The organism is bacterium (genome assembly GCA_024742285.1).
Taxonomy (GTDB): Bacteria; Myxococcota_A; UBA9160; order UBA9160; family UBA4427; genus UBA4427.
On sequence record JANSYR010000003.1, the window covers coordinates 91,185 to 103,848 of the forward strand.

Genomic DNA, 12,664 nt, shown 5'->3' on the forward strand with positions numbered 1-12,664 from the left:
TCCGCGACGGCCTACTCTTCCCAGGCCGGCGCCACGATCTGTCCGGCGTTCGCCATCGCGATCGCCTCGACCGCCTGGACCTCGACGTAGCCCTGGCTCGACACCGGGTTCAGCCCGTCGCTCGCTTCCATCGAGGCGTCCGCCGGGTTGTAGAGCGAGCCCGTCACGTCGGTCAGCTGCTGGAAGAAGAGGCTGCCCTTGTAGAGCCCGAGCTCGACGGTCCCGTTTGCGTTCTCGGCCATCAGATTGATCGCCGAGATCGCGGCGCGCGGCGCCGGGTCGAAGAGGCGGCCGTCGTAGACGGCCTCCGACACGATCGTCGAGAGGTATCGGAAGAGGGTGGTCGCCCGACGGTCGAGGACGGCCTGATAGACCGCCTCGACGCCCGCGCCGAGGAGCGTCATGCCGGGCGCTTCGTAGACGCCGCGGCTCTTCGTGCCGATGATCCGGTTCTCGAGGGCGTTCGAGATGCCGACGCCGTTGCGACCGGCGACCTCGTTGGCCTCGACGAGCATGTCGAAGTGGCCGAGCGCCTTGCCGTTGAGCTCGACGCAGGTGCCCTTCTCGAAGCGCAGGGTGACCGTCTCGATCTTGTCGGGCGCGTCCTGCGGCCAGACGCCCATCGTCGGTTCGACGATCGTGGCCGGCGTGGTCAGCTCTTCGAGGTCTTCGGCTTCGTGGGAGAGGCCCGCGACGTTCGCGTCGGTCGAGTAGCGTTTGGCACCGCCGACCGCAGCCTCGATTCCCTTGTCCTGGAGATAGGCGGCCATCTCGCGTCGGCCCGGGAACTGCTCGAGGAGCTGCGGGTCGCGCCAGGCGGCGTAGACCTTCATCTCGGGGGCGAGCACGTTCGTGTAGCGCTCGAAGCGGATCTGATCGTTGCCGCGGCCAGTCGCGCCGTGGGCGAGGACGGTGCAGCCCTCGGCCTTCATCGCCTCGAGGAGGCCGTGGACCGTGACGGCGCGGGCGATGCCCGTCGTGTTCCAGTAGCCGCCGTCGTAGCGCGCCTGCGCCTTGACCACGAGCATCGCGGCCTTCGCCATCGAGTCCCGCAGGTCGACGATCCGCGTCTCCGCGCCGGTCGGTGCCATCTTGCGCGGGATGTCTTCGATGTCCTCTTCGTCGGGCTGCGCGAGGTCGGCGGTGAAGCCGACGACGTCGAGGCCCGCCTCGATCAGGCGGGACGTCACCGACTTGCTGTCGAGGCCGCCCGAAACACAGATTCCGATCTTTTCACCAGTGAGGTCACCGATCTGCATGGTCTTCTCCGAGTCGCGCGCGCACCGGTCTCCGTCTGGAGTTAGGCGTAGCGCGTGAAGCGAATTCAGGATGGCCGGCCAGGACGGCCGGCGCTCGCGGCCCCGGACGGGGCGGAGCGCGGGGGACGATAGCAAGGCCGCTTCCGGGTGGGGAACCGGCATTCGCCGGAGCCGGAATCCGATTCGTCGAGGGGGACTTCGGGCGCGAGTTGCCTGCGTGGCAAGCCGGGTTCGTTTCGCCCTCCGAGAGGTCGGGAGATTCGCTGCCACGATCCCGGGGGTCTCGCCTACTTCCCTTATCGGCGCATTCGCGCCTTCCTGGGAACCCCGTCGAGAGGAATCGGCCATGTCTCGCATTGCGCCCTTCGTGCTCCTTGTTCTTCTTCTGGGCCTCGTCCCCGGCCACGTCTTCGCGCAGGCCCAGATCCAGCTTCTGGATGCCGGCGACGTGAGTCTGCCGGTGAGCCTGTCGGCCGACGGCTCGACGATCGCCTGGACCGGTCGAGCCGGATCGCGAGCGACCCTCTCCTCCCATCACATTCCGAGCGGCGTGACGAGGGAGTATCTGTCCGGGTGCTGCAACGCTCCCAGCACGCCCGCGATCAACAGCGATGGATCGATCATCGCCGGCTCCTATTTCTCCGGCGGTTCCAGTCGAATGTCCTACACGATCTCGAACGGTGTGCTCGCCGCCGGACCGCCGACGCTGCAGTTCGACCGGGCGATCTCGGACGACGGTCGCGTTCGGGTCGGCCAGACGGGCACCGTCGCTTCGCGGACCGACGACGGGGTCTCGACGATTCTGGCCGATCCGCCCGGTGGCGGCACGATCAGCGTCGCCCGCGCGATCACCCCGGACGGAAACATCATCGCCGGTACCGCCGCCGGATCCTTCGGTGCACAAGCCGCCGTGTGGCAGAACGGAAACGTGCGCCTCCTGCAGCCTCGCTTCGGCTCGGGATCGGGGAGCGGCGTCACGGCCATGACCGACGACGGTCGGACGCTGGCCGGCTTCGAGAACGGGGACTTCCAGCCGCAGGCCGTCTACTGGACCCGGTTCGGGGTCTTCGGCCCCTTCGTCATCCCGTCACCCGGGACGACGGCGCTGACGGACATGCAGGCGACCGACATCGGATCGACGCCCGAAGGCAATCTGATCGTCGGAACCGGGTTCTCCGGCTCGACGGAGATCCCCTGGATCTGGGATGCCGAAGGTGGAACGCGAGAGCTCAGCGTCTTCCTCGAATCGATGGGCATCGATACGCGTTCCACGCAACTCACGAGCGCCCTGATCAGCCGGGACGGACGTACGCTCGCCGGGGCGGGTCAGAACGCTTCCGGTCCGGTCGTCTGGTACGCGGTGATCCCGGAGCCCGGGACCGCGCTGCTCCTCGGCCTCGGTCTCGCGGGCCTCGCCGCCCGCCGCGACCGCGCCTAGCGCTACTTCCCGCGGAGCTTCTTCTCGAGGGCCTGGAAGGCCTTCTTGGCTGCGTCCGGATTGAACTTGTCCGGGTCCGCCACCGAGTCGAGCAGCTTCGTCAGCTCGCGTTGCTCGAGGCCGTCGTAGACGTCGTCGTCGATCAGCGCCTCGGCGTAGTAGCCGTAGACGATCGTCTGGAGCGCCATCGCCGCCTGCTCGGAGCCGGCGTAGTCCGCGTACTCGCCGCCGAGGGCGTCGGCCAGGACGTTCTTCGAGAGGGCGCGAAGCGCCTTCGCGTCGACCTTCCACTTCTCCATCTTCGGGAGGAGCTTCGCGATGTTCGCGCGGATGCGTCGGGCGATCGCCTTCGGATCGCCGCGGCCCTCGCTCGCTCCCTGGTGGAGCGTCTTCAGGTCGTTGCGGAGGGACTTCGCGCCGGCCGGGTCGATCAGCTGGAGCGCCTGGATCAGCATCAGGAAGTTCGAGTCGTTGAGCCGAACGACGCCCGGACCGAGGCCGGTGCTCGCGCGGGGGCGCCACCGGCGCATCTTGTCGATCCCGTGGTGGCAGGCCTGGCAGTCGTAGAGCACCAGCTCCGGGAAGAGGCCGAGCTTGTTGCGCTCGTCGTCGAGCATCGCATCGAGGACTTCGTCGACCGCGACCGCCTGCCCGATCGCCCAGAGCTTCACGTCCGAGGGCGCCTGCTTGCCGCGCGCGGTGTAGTCCTCGTCCGGCTCCCAGTGGTAGGGCTGGAGGATCGAGAAGAGGGCGACCTCGAAGCTCTGCCGCGGGTGTCCCGCGCCCATCAGTCGGTGGTCGACGAACTTCTTGCGGTCGCCGAGGTGGCACGACAGGCAGAGCCGCGTGCGCGCGACCGGCTCGTCGGTCGGGTACATGCCGAGCTCGATGTTCTTCGCGTGGGAAGCGCCGGAGTCGTGCGGTCGCAGCCAGCGCTCCGCACCGCCATGGCAGCCCTCGCAGCCGACGCCGTCCTCGACCCGGAAGCTGTTGTTCTCGGTGCGTCGTTTGTCGGGGGGCGGATTGTCCGCGTGGCAGTCGAGGCAGAGATCGTCCTGGTGGGGCGCCTTCTTCCGACCGAGATTCTTCGAGATCCGCTTGGAGTCGCGGTTCAGGAGAACCTTGTAGGCGCGCTGGCTGTGGCGGTCCTCTTCGGTCCAGATCAGGACCTCGTCCTGGCGGACGTTGCGGTCGTTGCGCGGGGCGGCGCTGCCGTGGCAGGTGCTGCCGTCACAGCTCGAGACGCCCTCGTGTTTATCGGGGCCGTATTGCGGGATGACCGGCGCGTCGGCGGACGCGGAGAGCGTCGGAAGGGCGAGGGCGACCGCGAGGGCGAGGACCACGCGCCGTCCGGGCGCCGTCGCGCGACTCCTCCGGCCGGGGCCTCGAGATCGGATTCTCCCTCTCGCCATCCTCGCGCGTCCTCCCATTGGGTCGACGCGATGGTAACGCTCGCGACGGGTCGAACGCGAGTCGCAGACGGCCCGCTCGTGCATCCAGGCCGGAAGCCGGGTCGCGTGGGTGTGGGCCCCTGCCGCGGGAGTTAGACTCGGGGCCGGCCGTAGGTGCCCACGGCCGATCGGAGGATGCCGAACGATGACCCATTCGAGCCGCGTTTCCGTTGCGGTCGCTCTCGCCCTGACTCTCGCCGCGTCGCTGGCGTTGGCCGGGCACCACGAGGAGAACGGCCTTCCGCGGACCGAGCGACCCGACGACGCACGGGTCTATTTCATCACGCCGACCGACGGGGAGACGACGAAGTCTCCGGTCGTCGTCCGCTTCGGACTCGGCGGGATGGGCGTCGCCCCGGCCGGCGTGGAGAAGAAGCACACCGGCCACCACCACCTGGTGATCGATGCAGAACTCCCGCCGGCGAACCTCCCGGTGCCCAAGAGCGACAACTACCGCCACTTCGGCGGCGGCCAGACCGAGGTGACCCTCGAGCTCGAGCCGGGAAAGCACACCCTCCAGCTCATGCTGGGTGATCATCTCCACATCCCCCACGATCCGCCGGTCGTCTCGGAGCGGATCACGATCATCGTGGAGTGATCAGCGCTCGCCGCGTCCCGTCCCCCTCCGACCCCGGCCCGACCGCCTGACGGAATCCGGCCGGGAGGACCCCGCGCGACCCGGAGTGGCTACATTCGACGTGCCGGTCGGCCGACACTGAGTGGGCGGATCGCGGACGATCCGTCGAGGGGGCAGCGGGGGCTGCCGGGGGCGAAGGCATGACGCGGGACGACGAGAACGAAGCCGACCTCGTGGCGACCCGGGTCGTGCCCGATCCGGACGCCGCGGCGGAGACCCGAATCGTCCCGGACGAGGATTCCGTTGCGCCGGTCGACCCCGCGACGGTCGAGACGAGGGTCGTCCCGGACGAGCCCGAAGAGGCCGAGACGACGGGCTCGGACGAAGACGCCACCCAGCTGGTGACCCGAGAGCCCACGCCGGACCCGCCGGCTCCCGCGGCGGGCCGCTCGGTTCCCGAGACGCGGGTCCTCGACGACAAGACGGAGCCGCCGCCGGTCGCGGCGGCCCAGCCGGCGAACCCGCCTCCGTCCCCTCGGAGCCCTCGGACCCCTCCGAACCCCCCGACGCCGATCGATCCCGATCGCGGACTCGCGCCCGGCACGGTCCTCTTCGGCGAATACGAGATCGTGAACGTGCTCGGTGTCGGCGGGATGGGCGAGGTCTATCGCGCCCGGCATCGACGTCTCGACGAGCATCGCGCGATCAAGGTCATGCACGCCGAGCTCTCGAAGAAGAAGGGCGCGTCCGAGTTCTTCTACCGCGAAGCGAAGGCGCTCCTCGCGGTCCGGCACCCCGCGGTCGTGCACTGTCACGACCTGCTCTCCGACGAACAGGGCCGGGTCTATCTCATCATGGAGATGATCGAGGGCATCCCGCTCTCGAAGAAGATGAACGACGGGCCGCTCTCGCCGGACGACGTCGCGATCCTCGGCGCGCGGGTCTCCCACGGTCTCGCGGCCGCCCATCGCAAGGGCGTGATCCACCGCGACGTCTCGCCGGACAACATCGTCCTCCCGAATGGCCGCGTGCAGGAAGCGAAGATCATCGACTTCGGGATCGCCAAGCTCCTCGAAGAGGGCGAGGGCACGATCGTCGACGGCTTCAAGGGCAAACTCTCCTACGCCTCGCCCGAGCAGCTGGGCTTCCACGGGGGCCGGATCGACGGCCGCTCGGACTTCTACAGCCTCGGTCTCGTGCTCGTCGCGGCGGCGCTCGGACGTCCGATGCCGATGGGGACGACGGTGGTCGACGCGGTCGATGCCCGACGCAACTTCAAGAAGCTCCCGGACGCGATTCCGATGGGGCTCGCGTCGGCGATCCGGCCGCTCCTCGAGCTCGATCCGGACGATCGCCCCAAGTACGTCGATCGGCTCTTCGTGGTGCCCGGCGGCGTCGAAGGGGCGGATACGGGGCCGATCTCGACGGGCAGCGTCGCCCGGAGCGGTCCCGCGAAGAGCGCGCCCGCTCCGCGGACGGGACTCTTCGCCGGGATGGCCGCCGTGCTGGCGCTCCTGGCGGGCGGTGGGTTCTATCTCTCGAGCGACTCGGGCTCCGCTCCACCGGTCGAGCCGATGCCCGCCCCCGCGGCCTCCACCGCCGAAGCGCCCGCGCCCGTTCCGGAGGTCACGAAGCCGACGCCCGTCCCGCCTGCGCCCGTCCCCGAGCCGCTGGCTCCGGTCGCTCGCAAACTCACGGCCGGGGATCGCCTCAAGATCATCGGACTCTCGCGGAACGCCGCGACGGCGCTGCGCGAGAACCGGCTGATGACTCCCGTCGGCGACAACGCCTACGCCCAGTACCGGGAGATTCTGAAGATCGATCCGAACAACGCCGACGCCCGAAGCGGGATGCGAAACATCGCGAGTCGCTACGTCGCGATGGCGGACCGCGCGATCGACGGCAGTGATCTCGAGAAGGCGCGGACCTACGTCGACCGCGCGAAGCAGGCGGACGACGGCTACCCGGGCATCCGGGCGATCGAGGAGCGCCTCGGTCGTTAGGCGCGGATCGGGGGACTGCGGACGCTCTGCACGACCCGTGCGCCGCCCTTGCTTCGGGGACGCAGGGCCCTCGCCGGTCCGGACGGAGATGCGACGACGCTGCCGTCGAGCGCGTCGGGAATCCATCCGATCTGCGGTTCATGGCCCCGTCCACCCAACGACTCGCCTCCGCGTCCGGGCTCGTCTGCGCCCTGGCCCTATTGGGTCTCGCCCTCCCGGCCCACTCGGCGCGGATCGCGGAGTGGAACTTCGACGACGGAACGGCGAACGACTCGGTCGGCGCCTTCGACCTGAGCCTCGTCGGCGGCGGGCCGACGATCTCCGGGGGCCTCGCGCGCTTCGACGGGGACGAAGGGTCGCCGAGCTTCCTCGAGACCGGCGGCTACGGGGCCCATCCCGAGTGGTCGATCGCCCTGCGGATCCGCTCCGAGGCGCCCTTCGATCAGGGCGGCTACCAGGGCATCTTCAGCAACAACGGCAGCTCGACGGCGAACTACTCCTGGCAGGTCGAGAACTTCGACGGTCGCTATCAGTTCCGCACGACGAGCGGCGTGTACGACATCGGCGCTCCCACGGGCGGCTGGGACACGATCGTCGTCCGCAAGACCGGCGGCAACGACGGCGACATCTGGCTGAACGGCGTCCAGGTCGTGGCGAGCTTCGGGTCCAACCCCGGTGGCCTGCAGAACTTCCGGATCGGCACGAACCGCAACACCAACAACTTCTACGCCTTCGAGGCAGACTGGTTCCGCGTCTACGACACCTTCGAGGATCCAGCGCTGATCCCCGAGCCCGGAACGGCCCTGCTCCTCGGCCTCGGCCTGGTCGGCCTCGCCACCCGTCGCCGCTCGTAGCCTCCGGCTGCGGGTTCAGCGAGGCGCTTCGTCTCGAGCCCCCGTCGCCGAGCGCCCGCAGGCGACTACAACGACGGTGAGTCCATGGCGTAGCGCTTGAGGTCGCTCTTGAGCGTACCCATCTCCTTCTGCTTGATCTCTCGAAGCACGATGGAGTAGGCGGCCTTGCGCGCCGCGGAGAGGTAGTCGCCTTCGCCCACGAAGCGCGTCGCCTCTTCGCTGTACTGCTCTTCCGGGTCCTGCAGGAAGTCGACGAGCTTCACGCCGATCTCGTCCGAGATCTTGTCGGCGAGGCCGCCGGAGCCCGAGAGGATCTCGATGTCGGGCGGGAGCTCGACGAAGTCGGTCTCCTGCTTGAAGGCGCCGAGCTGCACGCCCTGGCGACCCTCGTCCTGGAATTCCTGCTTCGTCTGCATCGAGTCCGTGAACAGGACCCGCCCCGACGCGGCGTCGACGACCCGGTAGGAGACGGAGATGATGCCGACCTTGCGGACGTTGTTGACCTCGATCGTCACGTCCTCGGTCACGTCTCGCTGGATCGATCGCAGAGGCTCCGCCGTTCGGGATCGGTCACGCTCGGACATCGCCATCCAGCGGGTGTGCTCCGGGTTCGTGATCGTCTCCTGGCCGGTCACGACGCGACGGGTCTCGCGCCCGACCTTCGAGGTCGTCTCGACCTTCGCGTCGAGGATCGTGCCCTGGACGATGAAGTCCGCGGTGTCGAGGTCCTCGCAGGTCCCCGTCCGGTTGCACTCCTCGAGAATGCGCTCGAGCTGCTCGCGCTCGACGATCCGCACGTCCGACGGGATCGTCCGGAAGATGTGTTGGACGACCTTCGACGAGACGGCGTCGCCGACCTTGGCGGCGGAGTTCGCGGGATCCTCGAAGGGGTAGGCGGTCAGGCCACGAACCGCGCGGCGCGCGATCTCGTCCCGGGTCTTGCGGAGCTTCTGCCGAATCTGGGGCGTCGTCGGACCGAACTCGGTCATGACGGTGAGGTAGCCCCAGGCCGCGCCGAATTCGCCGGCGGCGTAGGCCTTGTCGAACCGCTTCTCGACCTTCTTCAGGAAGGTCGGGACGCCCGGCAGCTTCGCCTTGCGGTCGAGGAGGAGCTGCGAGATCACCGCCGCGTCCTGGTATCGGCCGTAGGCGGCGGCGAGATCGTTCGCCGTGACGGACTCCTGGCCGATCATGCCGAAGGCCTCGACGAGGGGCGCCGCGTCAGCGGCGAGGCTCGCCTTGATGTCGCCGAAGCAGTCCGTGGTCGAGAACTCCTGGAGCATCTCGACCGTCCGGCCGAAGCGTCCGGTCGCGAGGGAGTCGTTGAAGCGCTTGACGATCACCTTGCCGTCGACGTCGCACTTCGTCTTCTGGGCCTGGGCGTCCTCGGGGTTCACCTCGGCCACGATGCCGAGGAGGTCCTGTGCCTTCTCGTAGTCCTCGTTCCGAATCGCCTCTTCGGCTTCCTTCGAGACGTTGCGCAGGATCTCGTCCCGCTCGGCCGCGTAGCGGGCCTGCTTCTCGGAGCCGGTTCCGGAGAGGGCGGAGAGGGCCGAGAGGAGGTTGATTCGCTCGAGGATCTCGCTCTCGGGCGTGGTCGACAGGGCCGACTCGCGCTCGCGGATCGCCCCGCGCGTCGCCTCGAGCTCGCCGTTCAGCTCGTTCTCGATCTGGCGGTGGACGTTGATGTCGTAGCGTCGGATCTCGGCGAGGCCGCCCTGTTCCTTCTCGAGGGCGCCGAGCGGGAGCTTCCCGTCGATGCGCTCGACCTGGGACAGGCGCGTGCGTGTGGCGGCCGCGGCGCGGTTCGCCAGCTCCCCGCCGACCTGACCGAGCTGCTGCTGGAGCCGAATGGCGGCGTCGCTGCCAGGCTTCGCGCTCTGGAGCTGCAGAGTGATCTGATCGAAGAGTCCTTCGAGCTCCGTCTGACCGGCGCCCTTCGGGTCCGCAGGAATCTGGACGGCGGGACCGGAGCTGCCGCCGCAGCCGGCGAGGACGAGGGCGGTCAACACCGCGAGGGCCGCCAGGGCGAGGCCGCCGCGGAGGCCGGCCGGGTTGGAGTCGTGCTGCGTGCTCTTTCGCATGGGATTCGGTTCGCTCCTCGATCCAGGTGGGCTCCGCCGGGACCGACCGGTCGGGGCCGGGGCGGATGCCGCCGCTCCGAATCAGTGCCCGGAAACGACTCGGGGGAGGCTATGGGACCCGTCGGGTGCGGGGCAACCTCGGTTGAGTCCGTTCCGGGAATCTCGACAAACCTGCGAAAGAAAAGGTGAACCGAACTGCAGGAGCGGGCTCCAACCTGCCGATACGGGAGAGGAGTCAGCTCGCTCTGATGTGTGGCTGATTCGACCCGATCGGGCCGCGCTGTGGCTCGATCCCCCGGGTTCGGCGATCATGACCCCGCGCGACGCGGGCAGAGCACCGGCGTTGGCGCTGGGGTGGGTGAGGGAGAAGTCTTTTGAGTCGTTTCGTGATCCGTGGCGGTCGTCCGCTCGAGGGCGAGATCGTGGCCTCCGGCAGCAAGAACGCCGTCCTGCCGATGATCGCGGCGGCCCTGCTGACCGAGGAAGAGGTCGTGCTCGAGAACGTCCCGTCGATCCGCGACGTGGACGTGATGCTCGAGATCGCGGGGTCGATCGGCGCGGAGGTTTCACGCCTCGAGGATCGCGTGACGATTCGCGGCGCGAACCTGACCGACGCGCCGCTGCCGGCGGAGCTCTGCGAGCGGGTCCGGACGTCGGTCCTCTTCGTCGCCCCGCTGATGCACCGACTCGGCCGCGCGAAGCTCCATCCGCCGGGCGGCGACGGGATCGGCAGGCGGCGCCTGGACACCCACTTCTACGGCCTGCGCCAGCTCGGGGCCGTCGTCGACGACGTCGAGTTCGAGTTCACCGCCCCCGAGCGCCTCGAAGGTGCGAAGATCTTCTTCGACGAAGCGAGCGTGACGGCGACCGAGCACATCCTGATGGCGGCGGCGCTCGCGAAGGGCACGACCACCATCCTGAACGCCGCGAGCGAGCCCCACGTGATGGACCTCGCGAAGCTGCTGATCGAGATGGGCGCGCAGATCGACGGGCTCTACACGAATACCCTGACCGTGACCGGTGTGGAGCGTCTCCACGGCGCGACCCATCGCGTGGTCTCCGATCACATCGAGGTCGGCTCGTACCTCGCCCTCGCCGCCGCGACCGGCGGCGGCCTGACGATCCACGACACCGTGCGCGGTCACTACTGGATGATGAACCGGGTCTTCGAGCGCTTCGGCCTCGAGCTCGACATCAAGAGCGACCGGATCGTCCTGCCCGCCGGTCAGACGCCGCGGATCCAGACCGACGCCGGCGGCGCCATTCCGCAGGTCGACGACGGCCCGTGGCCGCAGTTCCCGACGGACATGATGAGCCCCTTCCTCGTCCTCGCGACCCAGAGCGAAGGCACGATCCTCTTCTTCGAGAAGATGTTCGAAGGGCGGATGTACTTCGTCGACCCGCTGATCCAGATGGGCGCGAACGCGGTGATCTGCGATCCGCATCGCGTGATCATCACCGGCCCCGCGAAGCTGCGCGGCCAGACCGTCCGCAGCCCGGACATCCGAGCCGGCATGGCGATGATCATCGCCGCGCTCTGCGCGACGGGACGCCCCTGCGTGGTCCAGAACGCCGAGATCGTCGACCGTGGCTACGAGCGCGTCGAAGAGAAGCTGCGCGCGATGGGCGCGGACATCGAGAGGGAAGCGGACTAGCTCTCGTCCTTCTCCACGTCGAGCGCGGGCGTTTCCTCCAGCGCGCGTGAGACGGCTGCGCTGAGCTCGTCGGGCGCCAGGGTCGCCGCGGGGATGTCTTCGTGCGTTCGTCCGTCGCGATCGGTCACATCGCGCAGGATGCACACGATGCGGCGCTCGCCACCGTGGGTGTCGTAGGTGCGGGCGGTCAGCTCGGCGTAGACCGCCTCGCCGTCGGCCCCGTGGAGTCGAAGGATTTCCTGCGTCGCGCGGCCGGTCGGGAGCTGGAAGAGCGCCTCGACGACCTCGTCGGTGCGGTCGTGCCACGTCGCCGGCGTCCAGAGTCGGTAGTGGCTGCCGGTGACCTGTTCGGGGGCGTAGCCGATCAGGTTCTCGACGGACGCGCTCACGTACACGACCCGCCCGTCGCGGTCGATCTCGCACAGGACGTCGACCGCCGTATCGACGAGGGCCCGATAGCGCTGTTCGCTCACGGCCAGGGCGGCGTTCGCGCGGCGAAGGGCCTCGTTCTTGGCGTGGAGCTCGACCTGCTGCGCTTCGAGGAAGCGGAGGACGTCGCCGGCGGAGAAGACCGTGCGCACGATCCGACCGAGGCGGGCCAGCAGGGTGGGCGAGGGCGGTACGGCGATCGTGTACCAGGCTTCCCGCTCGCGGATGTCGGCGATCACGACGGCCTCTCGAAGTCCGATCACTTTGGGGATCGCCTCGGCCCCGCCGACCGCGAAGTGGAAGAGCTCGGGGCAGGCGCGTTGCCCCTTGGCGATCCTCGCGTGGATCTCGATCTGACCGTCTGCGGCCCGGGTGACCGTCGTCTCGACGGCGGGCATCGCTCGACGAAGCGCCCAGCCCGCGGCCGCGCGGTAGAGGGTGCGGGGCGAAGCGGCGAGGCCCGCCAGGCTCCCCAGCGCGCGCGCCGGCTTCATCGGCCCGAGCCGCGCGGCGCAGCGTTCGAGCTCGGCCGGACCGCCGACCGCGTGGGAGAGCCGCTTCATGAACTCGACGAAGTGGTCCCAGTCGACGGCCTCGACGACTTCGCCGTTCTCGCCGAGGACGACGGGCAGATCCCCGAGCAGCTCGCCGGCCGGAAGGCCCTGGCGCTCGAGCACCCGGAACAGATCCGACAGGAAGCGGCCGGAGACCTTGCTGGGGTCGGCCGTAGTCCCGGTGTCGTCCGTCTGATCGTTCGCTCGCTCGCTCGAATCCGACTGCATCGCCCAAGGAGTTCCGGGTTGGGAAATTCGTAAGAAAAATGACACAGATGGGCGTCGAATTGGCCTCGAACGTCGCCATATTGAACCACTGTCGGTAGGACCTGGAAAAAAGCGCTGGGAGATCGTGGGTCT

9 protein-coding genes are annotated in these 12,664 nt (G+C 68.9%); 5 read left to right on the forward strand and 4 right to left on the reverse strand.

Going from position 1 to position 12,664, the window contains the following annotated elements; all coding sequences use genetic code 11:
- Nucleotides 1–11 precede the first annotated feature (11 nt).
- Complete coding sequence (gene argG / locus NXI30_06855) at nucleotides 12–1,259, reverse strand: argininosuccinate synthase (protein ID MCR9093916.1); 1,248 nt, start codon at nucleotides 1,257–1,259, stop codon at nucleotides 12–14.
- A gap of 346 nt (nucleotides 1,260–1,605) precedes the next feature.
- Between argG and NXI30_06860 the strand changes: the two genes are divergently transcribed.
- Entirely contained in the window at nucleotides 1,606–2,697 is a 1,092-nt protein-coding gene (locus NXI30_06860) for a PEP-CTERM sorting domain-containing protein (GenBank protein ID MCR9093917.1), read from the forward strand.
- 2 nt (nucleotides 2,698–2,699) lie between these two features.
- On the opposite strand, the gene NXI30_06865 is transcribed toward NXI30_06860, so the two are convergent.
- The gene (locus tag NXI30_06865; GenBank protein ID MCR9093918.1) at nucleotides 2,700–4,040 is read right to left on the reverse strand and encodes a cytochrome c family protein; all 1,341 of its coding nucleotides are present in this window, start codon (nucleotides 4,038–4,040) and stop codon (nucleotides 2,700–2,702) included.
- Nucleotides 4,041–4,293: 253 nt separating this feature from the next.
- Here NXI30_06865 and NXI30_06870 point away from each other — a divergent pair, with 253 nt between their 5' ends.
- From NXI30_06870 to NXI30_06880, 3 genes are all read left to right on the forward strand, one after another.
- Nucleotides 4,294–4,746: a DUF4399 domain-containing protein gene (locus NXI30_06870; GenBank protein MCR9093919.1), complete on the forward strand. Its 453-nt coding sequence runs from the start codon at nucleotides 4,294–4,296 to the stop codon at nucleotides 4,744–4,746.
- A gap of 179 nt (nucleotides 4,747–4,925) precedes the next feature.
- A complete protein-coding gene (locus NXI30_06875; GenBank protein ID MCR9093920.1) occupies nucleotides 4,926–6,728 on the forward strand; it encodes a protein kinase in 1,803 nt (600 codons plus the stop codon).
- A 140-nt stretch (nucleotides 6,729–6,868) separates the two neighbouring features.
- The gene (locus NXI30_06880; protein ID MCR9093921.1) at nucleotides 6,869–7,582 is read left to right on the forward strand and encodes a PEP-CTERM sorting domain-containing protein; all 714 of its coding nucleotides are present in this window, start codon (nucleotides 6,869–6,871) and stop codon (nucleotides 7,580–7,582) included.
- A 65-nt stretch (nucleotides 7,583–7,647) separates the two neighbouring features.
- On the opposite strand, the gene NXI30_06885 is transcribed toward NXI30_06880, so the two are convergent.
- Nucleotides 7,648–9,666, reverse strand: a complete 2,019-nt coding sequence (locus tag NXI30_06885; protein MCR9093922.1) for a hypothetical protein — start codon at nucleotides 9,664–9,666, stop codon at nucleotides 7,648–7,650.
- 374 nt (nucleotides 9,667–10,040) lie between these two features.
- On the opposite strand from NXI30_06885, the gene murA reads away from it, so the two are divergent.
- Nucleotides 10,041–11,321, forward strand: coding sequence for a UDP-N-acetylglucosamine 1-carboxyvinyltransferase (gene murA / locus NXI30_06890; protein ID MCR9093923.1), 1,281 nt, complete (start codon nucleotides 10,041–10,043; stop codon nucleotides 11,319–11,321).
- Here murA and NXI30_06895 read toward each other — a convergent pair.
- Nucleotides 11,318–12,532, reverse strand: coding sequence for a PAS domain S-box protein (locus tag NXI30_06895; GenBank protein ID MCR9093924.1), 1,215 nt, complete (start codon nucleotides 12,530–12,532; stop codon nucleotides 11,318–11,320). The two genes, murA and NXI30_06895, sit on opposite strands and share 4 nt — an antisense overlap.
- Nucleotides 12,533–12,664 lie beyond the last annotated feature (132 nt).